Source organism: Ferruginibacter sp. HRS2-29 (assembly GCF_024343615.1).
In the GTDB taxonomy this organism is placed as follows: Bacteria; Bacteroidota; Bacteroidia; order Chitinophagales; family Chitinophagaceae; genus Ferruginibacter.
This window is the reverse complement of the sequence record NZ_RJUB01000002.1, coordinates 33,111-50,075: the sequence shown is the minus strand read 5'-3', so window position 1 is coordinate 50,075 and position 16,965 is coordinate 33,111. Positions and strand designations below refer to the sequence as shown.

The following is a 16,965-nucleotide window of genomic DNA, read 5'->3' as shown; positions in this document are numbered from 1 at the left end:
GCGATGACCGCCTGATCATCCATTATCCTGCCTTTCCTAACATCAGTAATTCATCTACCTGGATCTCCGTTATATACTTTTTAACCCCTTCCTTATCAGTATAATTACGGGTTACGAGCTTGCCTTCAATGGCCACCTCGCTCCCCTTTTTTAAATATCTTTCAATGATATCTGCCACTTTTCCCCAGGCGATCAGGTTGTGCCATTGCGTTTCCTTAACCTTATCACCCTGGGCGTTCCTGTAGGTTTCAGTGGTTGCAACTGAAAATTTAGCCAGCTTTTTTCCGGATTCGGTATTCTTTATTTCAGGGGCATTACCCAGGTTTCCGATCAGCTGAACTTTGTTTTTTATTGAATACATTTTTGGTAAATTTTAATGTTATTAATCATTTTTAGAGGAGAAAACCAGCGCCGTTTTCCGTTGAGAAAACAAATATCTGATGGGAAAAACAACAATCGGTGAATTATGCCTTTACTTACTTTTATAAGCGGATGTATACGGATAATTTTAAAACAACGAGTAATGGAAAACAGGGAATCAGAAAGAAAATGTAAAGTGTGCGACAAGCTGATCAGGGGGAGATCAGACAAAATATTTTGCGATATGTATTGCAGGGCAATTCATAACAATCAGGCAAAAGGCCCGGCCAACAGGTTCATGCGCAACATCAATAATGCATTGGGAAAAAACAGGAAGATCTTAAAAGATTTACTTGCCGGCAACGGATCGCCGAAAAAAATTTCCCGGGATAAGTTGCTGGAGGCCGGGTTTCAATTCAAATACCTCACACATACTTTAACGAATCAGAAAAGAGGGGTGTATTATTTTTGTTATGAATTCGGTTATCGTTTGCTGGACAACGATTGCTTTTTGATCGTAAAAAAACCGGAAGAATAAAATTTACCGCTACTTTTGATCTCTAAAATATTTTGATGTCAACGCTCACCGTCACACTCATTCAGACAAAACTTTATTGGGAAAATAAAGAGGCTAACCTGCGCATGCTGGAAGAAAATATCAACAGCATTCCACAAAAAACAGAGCTGGTCGTTTTGCCAGAAATGTTCAGTACGGGCTTCAGCATGAAACCGGAGCAGCTGGCGGAAACCATGGAGGGAGAAACCGTAAAGTGGATGAAGGAAATGTCGGCGAAAAACGGGGTGATCATCACCGGCAGCGTGATCATAAAAGAGAATGAAAAATATTTCAACCGCCTCATCTGGATGCTGCCCAACGGGCAATACGGGCACTATGACAAACGGCACCTTTTTGGTTTTGCCCATGAAGACGAACATTACCATGCGGGAGAAAAAAGGCTGATTGCTTCGGTGAAAGGCTGGAAGATCAACTTGCTGGTTTGTTATGATCTGCGTTTCCCGGTATGGGCAAGGCAACAGGTAAAAACTGATGAAGAAAAACCAACTCCTGAATATGACCTGCTGATCTACGTGGCCAACTGGCCGGAGCGCCGCAACCATGCATGGAAAACATTATTGTGCGCAAGAGCGATAGAAAACCAATCGTATGTAGTGGGGGTAAACCGTGTTGGAAAAGATGGCAATGATATTTATCACAGCGGCGATTCGATGGTGATCGATCCGTTGGGAGAAGTGTTGTATCACACGGCGGATGACGAAGATATTTTTACGCTGACGCTCGAAAAAGAAAACCTCGATAATGTGAGAAACAAATTTCCATTTTGGAAAGATGGGGATTCGTTCAGGATTGAAGGGTGAGGCTTTCACGCAAAGAAAAAGTAAGACAGAGAAAAAAAAATTTTTCTTAGCCCCGCTAAACGGCTGGGGGGAAACCAATTATTTATTTTCTAAGATCATTTTTCGCACCACTTCCATTTTTTTATCATAACCTCTCAGCAGTGCTTCATAGCTTGTTCCCACATAAATATCAGGAATGATGCCGGTGCCTGTTTTGGGAACATGTTTATATTGCACCAGCTTAAATAGAGGAAGCCTTACCCTCAAATGTGTATTGGGCAAGGTGATATCCGGGATCATTATGCCGCTGTTGCCATGCCAGCCGCCGCCGGTTTCTTCACCTACCAGTTTAATTCCTTCCTGCCCTTTTACTGCATTACAAAATAAAGCCGCCGCTGAAAACGTAGGCCCGTTCGTCAGCACGTACACGTTACCGTTATAATGATTGTTTTGCTTCGGTTTGTATAATTTTTTTTCCAGCAAACCGAGATGGTATTTTCCATCAGTTCTTTTTTTACTGGCAAAAAAAAGTTCGATGTTGTTCAGGAATCTTCCCTTGATATATTTTGTATAAGGCGCCAGCGAGTGGCTTACCGCATACACTGTATCAGCCACTTTAAATGGCTGCCGCGAAATATATTTTGTCAGCAAGGTCGACAACCCTACTTTACCACCACCATTATTTCTCATATCCAGCACAAGATGATCTATGTTTTTTGAACGCAACTCTTTGAATGATCTTTTGAAAAACCTGCGTAAACGTCCTTTGGTAAAACCATTCAATGTCATCACCGCAAATTTACCCGAACTGTCGATCTGCATAGAACGGTATTGTAATAACCGGTTTTGTTTCGGCTGCTTTGGAGGACGCATGACTTTTATTGCACTGTCTTTTTTAGTAGTGTCTTTAACCGGAGTAAAAGCCGGCACGGTTGCTACTCTCCGGATATTATTACTATCCAGGTATCCAACCTGGTATGTTTTCGACAAGCCAAAAATATTCCGGTGGTAATACGGAAAATTTGCGCTCAGGCGTATATAATTAGAGTTGTCTGCATATCCATCTTCCGGCAAGTAACCGAATATCCGGCTGATAAGTTGCTGGTTACTCAATCCGTTTACAGAAGTGATCAGCGTACCTCTTTTGAAAATGCTGTCTTTCTGGTGGAGGTTACCAATGACGGCCATCGTATCGTTCCATACTTTTACATACAACGGAAAAGAAGGGAATTTTTTTCCCTGAACCCATTTTACATATTCCTTGCTGAAGCCAACGCTGGTGTGGCCGCAATGAATTTTTTCAATCAGCGGTGCAAGTATCTGCCAGGCAAACTGGCCTTCATTCATACTGTCGCTGATGGCATGGTAATACTGGTCAAAATAGCCGTCCATACTGTCTTTCGGAGTATACCAATAAATAGCGGGATGTTTTGTTTCGAGAATATTTCTTAATAAAATATAATCCTTCTGAAGTGTCTGCCGGGAATATTTGGCATAGGGGGAATAATTTTTTTTCATAGGGGTACAAGAAATGAACATACAACACGCCAGCACCCAACCACATAAAAATCTATTCATATCTTAGAAAAAAATTCAGCTTAAAGATATTTAACTTAAAATAAAATACCACTGAATTAACATTTAGGAAAGTTCAAAGGTTCAAACGTTCAAAAGGTTCAAGAAGTTAAATGCATTTTATTAGAATGCTAACTTCTTGAACCTTTTGAACGTTTGAACCTCTTGAACTATTTAAGATGGTTCCACCCTTGTGCTACCAGCGCATGTTTATTTCCTGCACGGGTGATGATATGTTTTCCTTCTGCAGCTTCGGTGATATAACCGATCACGCTGATCGAAGGATTTAGTTTTATTTTTTCAAAATCTGCCTGCGAAACAGTAAAGAGCAATTCGTAATCTTCTCCCCCGCTCAAGGCACAGGCGGTAGGATCGAGCTGGAGTTTGTAGGCAAATTCTTTCGCTTCATCATTCAAGGGAAGTTTTTCTTCATACAACACACAACCTGTTTCACTTTGTTTGCAAATGTGCAGCAGCTCGCTGCTGAGGCCATCGCTGATGTCCATCATACTGGTAGGCATGATGTCGGCTTCTGCAAAATATTCAATGATATCTTTTCTTGCTTCGGGTTTCAATAAACGGCCCACGATATAAGCCTGCCCTTCAAGATCGGGCTGGGCACCGGTTTCCTCGAATATCTTTTTTTCCCTCTCGAGAATGGTGAGCCCGAGAAATGCTCCGCCAAGTTCGCCGCTCACGCAAATGAGGTCGTTTGGTTTTGCTCCTGAACGCGTTACATATTTATCCGGCGTTACTTCGCCGATGGCAGTAATGCTGATCACAAAGCCGCGTTGGGATGTGCTGGTATCGCCGCCCACCAGGTCTACATTGTAAAAATCACAGGCTGCATAAACGCCGGCATAAAATTCGTCGAGCGCTTCCAGGCTGAACCGGTTGCTGAAGCCAAGGCTGATCACGATCTGTGTAGGCGTGGCATTCATTGCATAAATATCACTGATGTTTACCACTACAGATTTGTAGCCAAGATGTTTCAACGGCGTATACGACAGATCGAAATGCACACCTTCCAATAAGAGATCGGTGCTTATTACTGTTTGTTTTCCAAAATGGTCGATCACCGCGGCATCGTCTCCAACACTTAAAATGGTGGACGCATTTTTGGTTTCATTGTTATTGGTGAGATGATCGATCAGCCCAAATTCCCCTAACGACGCTATCTCTGTTCTTTCTTCCATGATGATTGATTTGATTATTATTTTAATAAACTGTCAGCCTGAGCTTGTCGAAGGCAATTGGCCTTCGACAAGCTCAGGCTGACAGTCGTTCTTTAATTCATTTTTATCTTCCACAAAAACTTATCCCCTTCTTTCCAGAAACGCACATTGCCATTGTAACTATTGAGGTCAACTTTTTGGGTTTTATCGTATTCTTTCATATCGCTGATATGATTGGAAAAATAAAATACCATGTTGTTACTGTCTTTTATTTTGAACTCGGTGTTTTGATAAGGAAACCCGTTCACCACTTCATAATACCGGATATCCTTACTTTTAAAATCTTCCATTGAAGAAGGCCATCCTCCTTCTTTGATCCTGAAGTCGACCATGCGGTCGAAGATCAAAACCGACGGAGTTGCCTGCCGCTGTTTCTTTTTTCCTTTAGGATTATAGGTCACATAATTACAACCAGCCAGCAATGCAACAGCCAATACAAGTATGGATAATCGTTTCATATTATACTGTGATCAATTCCCCTCCGTTCAATACCTTCAGCAATTCATCGTGGATCTTGCCGTTGGTTGCAATGATATGTGGCTGATGAGGAGAAAATGTACCGCCTTTGAAATCGGTCACTTTACCACCGGCTTCTTCTACAATGAGCGATCCCGCTGCACTATCCCATGGCTGCAATTCATGTTCGTAAAAACCGTCGAAGCGCCCGTCGGCCACCCAGCAAAGGTCTATAGCAGCGCTACCCAATCGCCTTACCGGAATTCCCTGCCGGATCATTTTTTCAAAAACCTGCAACGGACCATTCGGCGAATCGAGATAAGTGTATGGAAAGCCTGTAACCATGCAGCTTGTAGCCAGCGATGTTTTTTTGCTTACAGAAATTTTCTTATCATTCAAAGAAGCGCCAAAACCGGTTTGCGCAAAATAAAATTCATTCATGATCGGATTATAAACGGCGCCCATGATCATTTTCCCTTGTTTCTCCAGGCCAATGCTCACACAACAGATCGGGATGCCATTGGCAAAATTCACCGTACCATCAATAGGATCTACGATCCATTTGAATTCGCTGCCGGTGGCCAGCACCCCGCTTTCTTCCGTAAGAATGAAATGGTCGGGATAATCCTTGCGGATAACTTCAATGATGGCTTTTTCTGCCGCATGATCGGCTTCCGTCACCAGGTTGTTTATTCCTTCCTTATTAGATATCTTGAATTCGCCGTTGAAAAAATGAACGAGTTGCGCTGCTCCGGCATTTACTGCATTGATCAGGGTGGTTTTTAACATGCTGCAAAGATAACAAAGGTGGCCGACCTTATAAAGTGTGCACCTTAAATAAGAACTTTTTGAAGACTGGCTTAAATACTCGTTTTTTGTAAACAAAATCAAAACTTCCTTTGCAGCTTTCCATCATCATAGTAAACTACAATGTAAAATATTTCCTGGAGCAATGCCTTTACTCGGTGATAAAAGCGTGCTGCAACCTGGAGGCGGAAATATTTGTGGTAGATAATTATTCTACTGATGGAAGTGAGCAATATTTGCCGGCAAAGTTTCCGCAGGTAAAATTCAGGTGGAACAGCCACAACATGGGATTTGGCAAAGCCAATAACAGTGTGCTTTCCGAAGCAAAGGGCGATCATATCCTATTCCTGAATCCGGATACGATCGTGCCCGAAGATTGTTTTGAAAAATGCCTGCAGTTCTTCCGCCAGCACCAGGATTGCGGTGCATTGGGTGTAAGGATGATCGATGGCAGCGGCACTTTTCTCAAAGAAAGCAAACGCTCTTTTCCTTCTGCAATGGCATCTTTTTATAAGATCATCGGGCTGGCAAAATTGTTTCCACGATCCAAAACATTCGCGGCATATTATGCCGGGCATTTACCCGAACATAAAACTGCGCCGGTAGACGTGCTGGCAGGCGCATTCATGATGCTGGATAAAAAAATGGCCGATGCTACACAAGGATTCGATGAAAAATTTTTCATGTACGCGGAAGACATCGACCTGAGTTTCCGGGTACAGAAAGAAGGAAAGAAGAATTATTATTTCGCGGATACCACCATCATACATTTCAAAGGGGAAAGCACGCAAAAATTATCCAAAGAATATATCAATCAGTTTTACGGAGCCATGAAAGGATTTGTGGCAAAGCATTACAAGCAACAGTGGTTTACTTATTTCATTACCACTTTGGCCATCTCGCTTAATAAATCGCTTGCCTCGCTCTTGTTATTGCTAAAAAAAATGCTGCCTGAAAAATCCCCTGCAGAAAAAAAAATAAATACTGCAATCATTGCCCCCCAGATATTGTTTGATGAAATGATTCACCTGCTGCGCAATGCAAAAATGCCCCCGGTGATAATAGGAAGGATAGCGGTTTCTGGAGATGATATCAAATATAGCATCGGCACAACAGGTACACTAGCAGGCGATATGAAGAAGAATAAAATAGAGCAGCTCGTTTTTTGCGAAGCGGTGATGAATAATAAAGATGCTATTGAAATGATAGAAAAGCTCCCGTCAAAGACCATCTTTTTATTTCACGCCGCAGGAAGCAGCAGCATTGTGGGAAGCAACGAAAAAAACAGGAACGGTATATTTATCGCGGAACGTCCGGCTGTAGACCCTTTACAAAAGTGGTGATCCCGTCTTGTAGATTTTCTGAAAAATCAGAAATTGCATAATCGAATTCTTCCGCAGCTTCCAATGCTTTTTTAAGATTGAAATTTCCCTGTTTATAAGTTAGAAACATTTTTTTCTCCTGCAGGTAACCGGCCAGGTATTCCTGCTCTGTCTGCCCCGGAGTGGGCACCAGTATTGCTTTTTGCTGCACACAGGCCAGATCCATGACGGTAGAATAGCCACTCCGGCAAACCACCATTTTCGATTGCTGAACAAGAGCGGAAAGTTCTTCCGCAGGAAGATGATTGTAAAAAACAGTATTCCTGTTAATTTCGGGCAAACTGGTTGCCGTTGGCAATCCTCTCACAAAAACAACAGGTATTTCAAGACCCTTCAATTGCTGCAAGAGGATATCTTCAAAATAAGAGCGCTGTGGCTCCGGCCCCGACAGCAGGATCAGCAGATCGTGTTTTTTTTTCGGGATGATTTTTTTAAACCTGGATAAAGCACCCAGGTATTTTACAGGAATTGCCGGCAATTTTTCAGGATGTGATAATTTCCCTGCCAGATTGGTAACACCTTCTGCATCCGGCACCCAGCATGCATCATAGCGGTTGATATAGCGGTAATGGATCTTTTGCGCCAGCCAGTTAAAAAAAGAATGATTGGTTTCTATGTGCAATTGATGTGTTATGTAAATACTTTTTACCAGCCTGCTGTGCATTCCAAAACGATTATCCGAGATCACCGCATCGATCGAATGCTCCCTGATCATTTTCTCCAGCCACTTATTTTCGTAACGGATCACCGACAAAACTCCCGGCACCTGTTGTAGTAGTTTTGCGAATAATGACTTTTTCTCAGCGGGATAACTGATATTGTAACCTCTAAGGGGAAGTATCGTAACATTATGGAACTCTTTTTGGAATAAATTTAATATAGCGCCTTCGGCGGCTATAAAAACGGTGATATTTTCTTTTAATAATGCATGAATGATTGGAATACAGCGGGTAGCATGGCCAAGCCCCCAGTCGAGCGGAGCGATCAGGACCCGTGAAAAAGATGATGATTTGTTAATATTTTTTTCATTCATTCAAAATGTGCAATATTTATTTGTGAAAATAGTTTAAATTGTAACCAGTTTATATGCAAAAATTAATAAAAATCTCATCGTTGCTCTTAATTGCCGCCTGTCTGGTAGCTACCGGTTGTTCCTCTTCTAAGAAAGGACAATGCGGTTGTCCTAATAAGCAGGGGATGGTGGGTTATAAGTAACAACAATTAATTTGTAGTATCAATGAACAAATCCAATCGTGATCTACTAGTAATGTTCAAGCAAGAATTAATGACGCCTCAGGCTATGGAGCATGAGGTATCCATGCTCCATGAAATGTTGTTTATGGTAGAGCGCCTGGATAATTTTGTGAAGGCACACGAAATCATCGACCTCAATAAATATAAGATCATCAGCCAGTCTATTGCGATCAAGAATATTATCCGTCAGCATAAAGACAAACCTTTCGTTTTCCTTAATAACAAGAATTAATATCGCTTAGCTAAGCTTCGAAAGGGCATTCCGCAATTTTTCAATTACAGTTCCGATCTCTTCTTTTTTGCAGCAACCTACACTCAGCCTGTACCAGCTGTTGTTTTTACCTGCACCAAAATACCCGAAAGGCACCAGTGCAAGTTTGGCTTCATCAAGCACATAAGCTGTCACCGCTTCCTGGTCGGCAATGATGGTTCCGTCAGCCGTTTTTTTACCGGTGAGGTCTATTTGTACAGTGAGGTATATAGCAGCCTGGGGCGCAATGGCGTCCACAGAAAAACCTTCTTTTTTAAGTTGGTGAAAACCTTCGGCAAGCGTCGTGAGCCTGTAAGATATTTCACTTTTAAATTCTTTGAAATAAGCGTCCAGTGCATCTTTCTGCGTCAGGAATTTTGCTACGGCTTTTTGTTCGGCCATAGGCGCCCACGAACCTACATGACTATTGATACCCCTCATTTTCTGGATCAATTCTGCGGGCCCCATCGACCAGCCTACCCTTACGCCTGTAGCCGCAAAAGCCTTGCTGATGCCATCGATGAAAATGGTATAATCTTTCATTTTCGGCCGCAAGGAAACCGGCGTATAATGAACGGTATTTCCAAAGGTCAGGGTCCAATAGATCTGATCGTAGAGCAGGTACAATTTTTTCTCGCCTTCTTTCCTGGATTCGTTTTCTTCGATCACCAGGTCGCATATAGCGGTCAATTCTTCTTTGGTGAAAGTGGTGCCGGTGGGGTTCAACGGCGAGCACACCGCCAACAGCGACGCCCCTTTTACATGCGGACGGATCTGGTCGGCCGTAGGCATGAAATTATTTTCACGGGTAGCTTCTATCACCACGTGTTCACCTTCGGTGAAATGAACATAGTGGTTGTTGTTCCAGCTCGGAACCGGGTAAATGACCTTATCGCCCTTATCAACGATTGCCCTGTAAGCAGAATAGATCAGCGGCCGGCCGCCTGAAGCCACCAGTATTTCCTGCGGGGAATAATCAAGGTCAGCATTATCCTTTAAGAAACCCGCGATGGATTTGCGGAGATCGAGTTCGCCCTCAGCAGCGGGATAAGTAGTATAACCTTCTTTGTAAGCGGTTACGATTTCTTCCTGCAACCCAGCCGGGATCGGGAATACCGAAGAATCAAAATCGCCGATTGTATAATTATAGATATGGTCACCAGCTTTTATCTTTTCCTTGATAGTAGCGCCAAGACGCACGATTTCCGATGCTATTAGTGTTTCAGCCAGGTGGCTGAGCTTAAGTGAACCCATAACTGTAGTTTATTTTAAATCGTCAATGCGGCAAAAGTAAATCTTTAGCCCCTTTATACAAAACCAAGTTGATTAATTGCCCCGGGCAATTTGGGCATCCCATTTTGCCCACAAAATGAACTTGTCATAGTCAGCATGGAATATTATATTTACGCCGATTACGCCGTTTACACGATTGAAGCACGCCTTTATAGCCAAAAAGGGTGGATTTTAAACAATGCTTAGTTACATTTGCATGCAAACTGGCTCACCCTGATTGTTCACTTACAACTTGTTTAGCGAGAAACTATGTTCAATTTAATACTCTTTGGCCCTCCGGGCAGTGGAAAAGGTACGCAAAGCGAAAAATTAATGGCGAAGTATGGCCTCAAGCATTTGAGTACCGGAGATTTACTGCGTTCGGAAATCAGCAGGCAAACTTCACTGGGCCAGGCTGCAAAAGGTTTTATGGATAAAGGGCAACTTGTTCCCGATGAAGTGGTGATAGGAATGATCAGTTCGGCATTGGATGAAAACCCGCATGCGACAGGGTTCCTGTACGATGGTTTCCCACGTACCTCCGCACAGGCTGAAGCGTTGGATAAACTGCTCCATTTGAAAAAAGCTTCAATAGGTGTGATGCTGGCGCTGGATGTCAGCGAAGAAGAGCTGGTAAAAAGATTATTGAAAAGAGGCGAAACCAGCGGCCGCAGCGATGATACCAACGAACAGGTCATCAGGGCGAGGATCACGGAGTACCAGACTAAAACCGCCGCCGTTGCGGATTATTACCATCAGTTCAATAAAGTGGTAATGATAAAAGGGGAAGGAACGATTGATGAAATTTTCGGAGAACTCTGTAAGGAGATCGACAAAAGAATAAACAGGTAATGAAAGCAGGCTCCGGCCTGCTTTTTTAAATTTTTGCCATATGCCATCCGATCAGCTTGATTTTATTACCAACAAATATTTCGTCCTGCTCAACGATCTTTCTGCACAAACCCCGGCTAAATGGGGCGTGATGAACCCGCAACAAATGCTGGAGCATGTAACGGATTTCTTCAACGTATCTGCAGACAAACTACAATTGAAACTGGTTACACCGGAAGAACACCTTCCTAAATACCTGGAGTTTTTATACAGTGAAAAACAATTCCGTGAAAATACGAAAGCGCCGGTAGAGATAATCGGTGAAGCGGCGTTACCGGAAAGGTGTGCCAGTATTGACATTGCAAAGGAAGAGCTGAGGCAAAGCGTCGATAATTTTGTGAATCATTTTAAAGGAAATCATCCAAATAAGACATTACACCCGGTATTTGGGTGGCTGGATTTTGAGCAATGGGTGAGGCTGCATTACAAACATGTAACGCATCATTCGCGACAGTTTGGGTTGTTGTGAAAGGCTAAAGATTTGCTTTAGCTAAATAGAAACCAGGCCGAAAATATCCGTATACAACCTTGTTCTTCCTTCCATACCAATACCTGCCTGCTGCCATATTTACAATGATATAGCAGCAATTCATCAATGCATCATCAATACATTCAATTATTTGGCGCTGGCGCAATCCCCATCCTTCCATGTTTTTACACCGGCACATTTTGCCATCCCGGCGTTGCTGTAAGTTTTTCCGTCACAGCCGCATACGGGTTTGTACTCCATGGTAGTAACGCAATCTTTGATAGGCTGGCCAATACAGGCGTTTTCTATCTGGGTTGTTTTGCAGGAAATGGCAGAAGCGAAGATGATCATCGCGAACAATAAATATTTCATACGGGAAATTTTAAATGTGAATACGCTTTCCGATCTCTATAAAGTTACACTATATCCTCAGAGATAAGCGCAACTATTTTAAGAAATCTTTTCCTTTAAAAATTAACCCTGTAAACACCTCATTGCAACTTAAAAACTAAATTGTTTACAAGGCATTGCGTAGCTTTGGAAACGCAAATATGTCATATGCAAAAATTAGGAAATTACATTACCGGCAACTGGATAGAAGGCGATGGTGACGGACAATTATTATACAATGCCGTAACCGGAAAAGAGTTTGCCAGCGCAACCACCAAAGGCCTCGACTTTGAATCGGTACTCGATTATGCCCGCAAAAAAGGAAATACGGCGCTCAGGAAAATGACCTTCCAGGAAAGGGGAAGAATGCTGAGGGCACTCGCCCTGCACCTGATGCAGCATAAAGAAAAATTTTACACCATCAGTTATTTATCAGGAGCAACGAAGATCGATAGCTGGATAGATATCGAAGGTGGCATCGGCAACCTGTTTTCCAATGCATCGCTTCGCCGAAAATTACCCGACGAACCTTTTTGCCTCGATGGCGACCCGATCGCGTTGAGTAAAGGAAATACGTTCATGGGCCATCATATCCTGGTGCCAAAAGAAGGGGTGGCTGTACACATCAATGCCTACAATTTCCCGGTGTGGGGGATGCTGGAAAAAATCGCCGTCAATTTACTGGCAGGAATTCCTGCGGTGGTAAAACCCGCCACGGTTACATCTTACCTTACTGAAGCAGTGGTGAAAGAGATCATCGCGTCTAAAATATTGCCGGAAGGTGCCCTACAGCTGCTTTGCGGGAGCGCAGGCAATATCCTTGATTTTGTAAACTCACAGGATGTGGTCACATTTACCGGGTCAGCCTACACAGGGCTGAAATTAAAATCGCATCCTACAATCTTAGGCGAAGCCGTGCCATTCAATATGGAGGCGGACTCTCTCAACTGCATCGTGCTGGGTGCCGATGTGGAGCCGGGTATGCCCGAGTGGGACATATTTATTAAAGAAGTAAAAAAAGAGATCACGGTAAAAGCCGGTCAAAAATGTACTGCTGTGAGGAGGATATTTGTTCCGGGCAATAAGATAGAGGAAATGTCGAGGGCGATCGCCAACGAGCTTGGCAAAACCGTCATAGGCAACCCGTTGAATGAAAAAGTACGAATGGGTTCTTTGGCCGGACAAGACCAGCGGAATGAAGTTCGCAGCCAGGTACAGAAACTATTGGCGTCATCGCAGATAATTTATGGTTCGCTGGATAGTGTGGCCGTGCTGGATGCGGATGAAAAAGAAGGTGCTTTCATAAGCCCGATGCTGTTACTCAACGAAAACCCGTTCGCTACCGAAACATCTCATGATGTGGAAGCATTTGGCCCGGTGAGTACGATCATGCCGTATAAAAATATGGATGAGGCGATAGAGCTCAGCAAAAAAGGAAAAGGAAGCCTGTGCTCAACGATCGTAACGGCAGACCCGAAGATCGCGAAACAATACGTACTTGGCGCGGCAACGCATCATGGAAGGATACTGGTGTTGAATGAAGATTGCGCCAAAGAGAGTACCGGCCATGGTTCCCCTCTCCCACTGCTGGTGCATGGTGGTCCGGGCAGGGCCGGCGGCGGCGAAGAAATGGGCGGGCTCCGAGGCATCCGGCATTACCTGCAGCGTACGGCCATACAAGGTTCGCCAACGATGATCACGGCCATCAGCAACGTGTACCAGGCACATGCAAAAGGAAATGATCCGGGGGTACACCCGTTTAAAAAATATTTCGAAGAACTCCATATCGGCGACCAGATCATTACAGAAAAAAGATTAATTACTTCGGAAGACATTGATAAATTTGCAGCACTGAGCGGCGATAATTTTTATGCGCACCTTACGGCAACGGATTTTGCCGGTACGATGTTTGAACAACAAGTAGCGCATGGATATTTTATCATGAGTGCTGCTGCGGGATTATTTGTAGACAGCTACGAAAAAAATCCGGTACTGCTGAATTACGGGATTGACGAGCTGAGGTTTACAAAGCCAGTTTATCCGGGCTCCTCGATCTATATCCGTTTCAGCTGCAAGGAAAAGACCGCACAGGAAATGAAGGAACAAAACCCGGAAGTGCCTTTTGTAAAAGGGCAGGATATTCCAAAGGGGATTGTGAAATGGTTTGTAGAAATTTTTGATGAAACAAGCGAAGCTGTTGGCGTAGGTACGATCCTTACCATGGTAGAAATGAAAAATAAAATATAATAAAGCATGATACAGCAAATAAAAGACGGGCATGTAAATTCTGAGACACACAACGGAATTACAACGATTGAATTCTTTCATCCGCAAAGCAATTCTTTGCCGGGAAAAATTTTAGAAGAACTGACGAAAGAGATCCATTTTGCAGGAACGCACAGTGAAACAAAAGTGATCGTATTGAAAAGCGCCGGCGAAAAGGCATTTTGTGCCGGGGCTTCCTTTGAAGAATTACTGGATATCAAAAATGAAAAAGAAGGACTGGAGTTTTTCAGCGGCTTTGCCAATGTGATCAACGCTATGCGTAAATGCCCTAAGTTCATCATCGCACGCATACAAGGCAAATGTGTCGGCGGCGGTGTTGGTATTGCGGCAGCGGCAGATTATGCCATTGCATTAAATACTGCAGATATAAAATTAAGCGAACTTGCCATCGGCATAGGTCCGTTCGTGGTGGGTCCAGCAATGGAACGGAAGATCGGTATCGCCGCTTTCAGCGCCCTGGCAATAGATGCTACCATGTGGCGCAACAGCGAATGGGCGAAACGAAAAGGGTTGTTTTCCGAAGTACATGAGAATACAGAAAACATGGACGAATCAGTATTACGCCTGGCGAATTCTTTGGCGCACTCCAACCCGGAAGCAATGTCTGAGTTGAAAAAAACTTTCTGGCACGGAACTGATCATTGGGATGTATTACTGAAAGAACGAGCTGCTATCAGCGGAAAAGAAATATTAAGCAGTTTTTCAAAAGAAGCAATCAGTAAATTCAAGATAAAATAATCGGCAATGTGAATTTTTAATATGCAAGAAGCAAAATTCCTCTCAACCTGAGAGGAATTTTGCTTCTTGCATATTCTCTGCTTATTCTTTTTAATGTATTTGTATGTTCGATAGTCAGTATTTTATTGTATCAATTAAAATCATAAACCCTGTGTGATTCGGAAAAGAAGAAATGCTGAAAAGCTCCCTTCAGCTTGTCTTTCCACGAATGATTCGGCTGATGTTTGTTCTCAAAATATTCTGCCTGCATGATCTTCATCTTCACCAGCACCAATCTGCCTGCGGTGGCTTTACTATAATTACTGATGCTCAGGAAATCACCATCCTCATCTTCCACTATACTTGCTTTACCGCTCAACCGGATCCTGCACCCTGTTCCCTTTTTATAATAATCGAGATAAGCATAGAAAGAACGCTCTACGCTTTTGGCATAATCACCCGTACAGGAAGTGAAGAACCAGATATGTCCATCGTCTTCCACTTTTAATGTCTGGATGATGTTGTTGGGCAACTGCAGTTCAGAATTGATTTCCGACTTGAACAATGCCACGTTGATGTCTTTGATCTTTTCTTGTATGAAAGAAAGGTTTTCGTCCTGATAAAGCATGGTGTGTGTTTTTAGGTAATGATAAAATTCCAAAGGGTGTACCAGATTGAAAGCAGATACGAACTTTTGCTTTTCGGAGATTTTTCAGGAAGATTGGAGGCTTTTCGTGGAACTAATTCCTCAGGATGAGTAGGATATAATGTTAGACAGCAAAAACCTGAGATTGGTTGCACATAGGCACAGATATTTCATTGTGGTAAGCGATCAATATAAATGTAAATCGTTTTGAACTGATTTCATAGCAATGTTGAAAACTTAAAATTTAAATCTGAGCGGATGAAAGAAACGATGGATGTCGTGGAAGAGTTGCCAAAAGCGATCATTAAAAAAATAAAAAACGATCCGGTGAAAACGGCTGAGGCTGTGAATCTTATCTATGTTTCAGATCAGGATGAGGGAATACTTCGCAAAAAGAAAGGCGATAAATTCTTTTATATTTTCAAACAAAAGGCCTTAAAAAATAAAGCCGACCTCGACCGGATAAAAAGCCTGGTGATACCTCCGGCCTGGGAAGACGTGTGGATATGCGCCTTGGAAAACGGCCACCTGCAGGTTACCGGACTTGATGTGAAAAAGCGCAAACAGTATCGTTATCATGAGTCCTGGAACTCATTGCGCAACCACACCAAGTTTTATCGCCTGCGTGAATTTGGCAAACACCTTCCTGCTATCCGCCTGCAGGTAGAACAGGATATGGCATTGCCGGGATTACCACAGCCCAAGATACTCGCTACCATCGTAAGCCTGATGGAACGCACGAATATCCGGGTGGGAAATAATGTGTATGAAAAACTATACGGCTCTTTCGGCCTTACCACTTTAAAAGATAAGCATGTTAATATCAAAGGGGGCAATGTTACTTTTTCTTTCAAAGGAAAAAAGGGCGTGCAACATACCATTAACCTGCGCAACAAAAAGCTGGCTAACATTGTGCAACAATGCAAAGATATACCCGGAAAGGAGTTGTTTCAATATTATGATGATAAAGGCCAGCACCATAGCATCGACTCCGGAATGGTCAATAGTTATATAAAGAACGCCTGTGGCCAAGACTTTACTGCAAAGGATTTCAGGACATGGGCTGGCACGGTAAATGCATTTTTAGCTTTCAAAGAAATAGGGCTTGCGGAAAACGATAGCTCAGTAAAAAAGAACACGGTAGCCATGCTCGACATGGTGGCGAAAAACCTGGGAAATACGCGGACTGTCTGTAAAAAATATTATGTGCATCCCGTTGTGATCAGTTTGTACGAAAATAAAAGCATTGAAAAATATTTTGCGCAACTGGATAAGATATCGGTCAACGACAATAAAGCTGATCTTACGGCAGACGAAAAGATCATCATGAAAATATTAGACAACAGTTAAAAACAACAGTATGGAAAAGATTACTACTACTATCAGCTACGGCGGAGCAAAAATTGAAACGATCATTTCACAGGAAGAAAATCCTGCAGGTACACTGTACCTGGTAGATATGAATGGAAATTATGGCTTTACATTGTTGCATGACGAAGACGATGAATGGAGCATTCAAAAAGAAGCAGATGCGAGCGTTCCGTTTGTTGAAGAAGAATTGTACGATAAGATCATTAAAAAGCTGCAATACGAATTGCGGTACGCAGCATAACCTAAAA

19 protein-coding genes are annotated in these 16,965 nt (G+C 42.9%); 10 read left to right on the top strand and 9 right to left on the bottom strand.

Annotated elements, in window-relative coordinates; all coding sequences use genetic code 11:
* Positions 1–22: 22 nt before the first annotated feature.
* Complete coding sequence (locus EGI32_RS01125; protein WP_255153512.1) at positions 23–361, bottom strand: single-stranded DNA-binding protein; 339 nt, start codon at positions 359–361, stop codon at positions 23–25.
* Between the two features lie 162 nt (positions 362–523).
* Between EGI32_RS01125 and EGI32_RS01120 the strand changes: the two genes are divergently transcribed.
* Together EGI32_RS01120 and EGI32_RS01115 are read left to right on the top strand one after the other, a co-directional pair.
* Positions 524–898 carry a hypothetical protein gene (locus tag EGI32_RS01120; protein WP_255153511.1) on the top strand — a complete coding sequence of 125 codons (375 nt, stop codon included), beginning with the start codon at positions 524–526 and terminating at the stop codon, positions 896–898.
* 35 nt (positions 899–933) lie between these two features.
* Positions 934–1,737: an amidohydrolase gene (locus EGI32_RS01115; protein ID WP_255153510.1), complete on the top strand. Its 804-nt coding sequence runs from the start codon at positions 934–936 to the stop codon at positions 1,735–1,737.
* A gap of 78 nt (positions 1,738–1,815) precedes the next feature.
* On the opposite strand, the gene EGI32_RS01110 is transcribed toward EGI32_RS01115, so the two are convergent.
* From EGI32_RS01110 to EGI32_RS01095, 4 genes are all read right to left on the bottom strand, one after another.
* Positions 1,816–3,234, bottom strand: a complete 1,419-nt coding sequence (locus tag EGI32_RS01110; RefSeq protein WP_255153509.1) for a S41 family peptidase — start codon at positions 3,232–3,234, stop codon at positions 1,816–1,818.
* Positions 3,235–3,461: 227 nt separating this feature from the next.
* Positions 3,462–4,487 (bottom strand): thiamine-phosphate kinase, encoded by a 1,026-nt coding sequence (gene thiL / locus EGI32_RS01105; protein ID WP_255153508.1) that lies wholly within the window; start codon positions 4,485–4,487, stop codon positions 3,462–3,464.
* A gap of 92 nt (positions 4,488–4,579) precedes the next feature.
* The gene (locus EGI32_RS01100; RefSeq protein ID WP_255153507.1) at positions 4,580–4,984 is read right to left on the bottom strand and encodes a hypothetical protein; all 405 of its coding nucleotides are present in this window, start codon (positions 4,982–4,984) and stop codon (positions 4,580–4,582) included.
* Position 4,985: 1 nt separating this feature from the next.
* Positions 4,986–5,771: an inositol monophosphatase family protein gene (locus tag EGI32_RS01095; protein ID WP_255153506.1), complete on the bottom strand. Its 786-nt coding sequence runs from the start codon at positions 5,769–5,771 to the stop codon at positions 4,986–4,988.
* A 110-nt stretch (positions 5,772–5,881) separates the two neighbouring features.
* Between EGI32_RS01095 and EGI32_RS01090 the strand changes: the two genes are divergently transcribed.
* Positions 5,882–7,132 (top strand): glycosyltransferase family 2 protein, encoded by a 1,251-nt coding sequence (locus tag EGI32_RS01090; protein WP_255153505.1) that lies wholly within the window; start codon positions 5,882–5,884, stop codon positions 7,130–7,132.
* Here the strand turns inward: EGI32_RS01090 and EGI32_RS01085 are convergent.
* Complete coding sequence (locus EGI32_RS01085; protein ID WP_255153504.1) at positions 7,089–8,204, bottom strand: glycosyltransferase; 1,116 nt, start codon at positions 8,202–8,204, stop codon at positions 7,089–7,091. The two genes, EGI32_RS01090 and EGI32_RS01085, sit on opposite strands and share 44 nt — an antisense overlap.
* Positions 8,205–8,456: 252 nt before the next feature.
* Here EGI32_RS01085 and EGI32_RS01080 point away from each other — a divergent pair, with 252 nt between their 5' ends.
* Positions 8,457–8,657 carry a hypothetical protein gene (locus EGI32_RS01080; RefSeq protein ID WP_255153503.1) on the top strand — a complete coding sequence of 67 codons (201 nt, stop codon included), beginning with the start codon at positions 8,457–8,459 and terminating at the stop codon, positions 8,655–8,657.
* Between the two features lie 6 nt (positions 8,658–8,663).
* On the opposite strand, the gene EGI32_RS01075 is transcribed toward EGI32_RS01080, so the two are convergent.
* Positions 8,664–9,929, bottom strand: a complete 1,266-nt coding sequence (locus tag EGI32_RS01075; RefSeq protein ID WP_255153502.1) for a pyridoxal phosphate-dependent aminotransferase — start codon at positions 9,927–9,929, stop codon at positions 8,664–8,666.
* Positions 9,930–10,217: 288 nt separating this feature from the next.
* Here EGI32_RS01075 and EGI32_RS01070 point away from each other — a divergent pair, with 288 nt between their 5' ends.
* Positions 10,218–10,799, top strand: a complete 582-nt coding sequence (locus EGI32_RS01070) for an adenylate kinase (RefSeq protein WP_255153501.1) — start codon at positions 10,218–10,220, stop codon at positions 10,797–10,799.
* Between the two features lie 40 nt (positions 10,800–10,839).
* The gene (locus EGI32_RS01065) at positions 10,840–11,307 is read left to right on the top strand and encodes a DUF1569 domain-containing protein (protein WP_255153500.1); all 468 of its coding nucleotides are present in this window, start codon (positions 10,840–10,842) and stop codon (positions 11,305–11,307) included.
* A 147-nt stretch (positions 11,308–11,454) separates the two neighbouring features.
* Here the strand turns inward: EGI32_RS01065 and EGI32_RS01060 are convergent, their stop codons facing one another.
* The gene (locus EGI32_RS01060; RefSeq protein WP_255153499.1) at positions 11,455–11,679 is read right to left on the bottom strand and encodes a Kazal-type serine protease inhibitor; all 225 of its coding nucleotides are present in this window, start codon (positions 11,677–11,679) and stop codon (positions 11,455–11,457) included.
* 186 nt (positions 11,680–11,865) lie between these two features.
* Here EGI32_RS01060 and paaZ point away from each other — a divergent pair, with 186 nt between their 5' ends.
* Both paaZ and EGI32_RS01050 read left to right on the top strand, forming a co-directional pair.
* Positions 11,866–13,944, top strand: coding sequence for a phenylacetic acid degradation bifunctional protein PaaZ (gene paaZ, locus EGI32_RS01055; RefSeq protein WP_255153498.1), 2,079 nt, complete (start codon positions 11,866–11,868; stop codon positions 13,942–13,944).
* Between the two features lie 6 nt (positions 13,945–13,950).
* Complete coding sequence (locus tag EGI32_RS01050; protein ID WP_255153497.1) at positions 13,951–14,721, top strand: enoyl-CoA hydratase/isomerase family protein; 771 nt, start codon at positions 13,951–13,953, stop codon at positions 14,719–14,721.
* A gap of 130 nt (positions 14,722–14,851) precedes the next feature.
* Here the strand turns inward: EGI32_RS01050 and EGI32_RS01045 are convergent, their stop codons facing one another.
* Positions 14,852–15,328, bottom strand: coding sequence for a pyridoxamine 5'-phosphate oxidase family protein (locus EGI32_RS01045; protein ID WP_255153496.1), 477 nt, complete (start codon positions 15,326–15,328; stop codon positions 14,852–14,854).
* A gap of 276 nt (positions 15,329–15,604) precedes the next feature.
* On the opposite strand from EGI32_RS01045, the gene EGI32_RS01040 reads away from it, so the two are divergent.
* Positions 15,605–16,696, top strand: coding sequence for a DNA topoisomerase IB (locus EGI32_RS01040; protein WP_255153495.1), 1,092 nt, complete (start codon positions 15,605–15,607; stop codon positions 16,694–16,696).
* Between the two features lie 10 nt (positions 16,697–16,706).
* The gene (locus tag EGI32_RS01035; RefSeq protein WP_255153494.1) at positions 16,707–16,958 is read left to right on the top strand and encodes a hypothetical protein; all 252 of its coding nucleotides are present in this window, start codon (positions 16,707–16,709) and stop codon (positions 16,956–16,958) included.
* Positions 16,959–16,965: the final 7 nt, after the last annotated feature.

Coding starts and splice junctions, on each gene's coding strand:
- EGI32_RS01080 (WP_255153503.1), top strand. CDS start 8,457: ATGACGCCTCAGGCTATGGAGCATGAGGTATCCATGCTCCATGAAATG.
- EGI32_RS01095 (WP_255153506.1), bottom strand. CDS start 5,771: ATGTTAAAAACCACCCTGATCAATGCAGTAAATGCCGGAGCAGCGCAA.
- EGI32_RS01065 (WP_255153500.1), top strand. CDS start 10,840: ATGCCATCCGATCAGCTTGATTTTATTACCAACAAATATTTCGTCCTG.
- EGI32_RS01050 (WP_255153497.1), top strand. CDS start 13,951: ATGATACAGCAAATAAAAGACGGGCATGTAAATTCTGAGACACACAAC.
- EGI32_RS01110 (WP_255153509.1), bottom strand. CDS start 3,234: ATGAAAAAAAATTATTCCCCCTATGCCAAATATTCCCGGCAGACACTT.
- paaZ (WP_255153498.1), top strand. CDS start 11,866: ATGCAAAAATTAGGAAATTACATTACCGGCAACTGGATAGAAGGCGAT.
- EGI32_RS01085 (WP_255153504.1), bottom strand. CDS start 8,204: ATGAATGAAAAAAATATTAACAAATCATCATCTTTTTCACGGGTCCTG.
- EGI32_RS01115 (WP_255153510.1), top strand. CDS start 934: ATGTCAACGCTCACCGTCACACTCATTCAGACAAAACTTTATTGGGAA.
- EGI32_RS01040 (WP_255153495.1), top strand. CDS start 15,605: ATGAAAGAAACGATGGATGTCGTGGAAGAGTTGCCAAAAGCGATCATT.
- thiL (WP_255153508.1), bottom strand. CDS start 4,487: ATGGAAGAAAGAACAGAGATAGCGTCGTTAGGGGAATTTGGGCTGATC.
- EGI32_RS01075 (WP_255153502.1), bottom strand. CDS start 9,929: ATGGGTTCACTTAAGCTCAGCCACCTGGCTGAAACACTAATAGCATCG.
- EGI32_RS01070 (WP_255153501.1), top strand. CDS start 10,218: ATGTTCAATTTAATACTCTTTGGCCCTCCGGGCAGTGGAAAAGGTACG.
- EGI32_RS01120 (WP_255153511.1), top strand. CDS start 524: ATGGAAAACAGGGAATCAGAAAGAAAATGTAAAGTGTGCGACAAGCTG.
- EGI32_RS01045 (WP_255153496.1), bottom strand. CDS start 15,328: ATGCTTTATCAGGACGAAAACCTTTCTTTCATACAAGAAAAGATCAAA.
- EGI32_RS01100 (WP_255153507.1), bottom strand. CDS start 4,984: ATGAAACGATTATCCATACTTGTATTGGCTGTTGCATTGCTGGCTGGT.
- EGI32_RS01125 (WP_255153512.1), bottom strand. CDS start 361: ATGTATTCAATAAAAAACAAAGTTCAGCTGATCGGAAACCTGGGTAAT.
- EGI32_RS01060 (WP_255153499.1), bottom strand. CDS start 11,679: ATGAAATATTTATTGTTCGCGATGATCATCTTCGCTTCTGCCATTTCC.
- EGI32_RS01035 (WP_255153494.1), top strand. CDS start 16,707: ATGGAAAAGATTACTACTACTATCAGCTACGGCGGAGCAAAAATTGAA.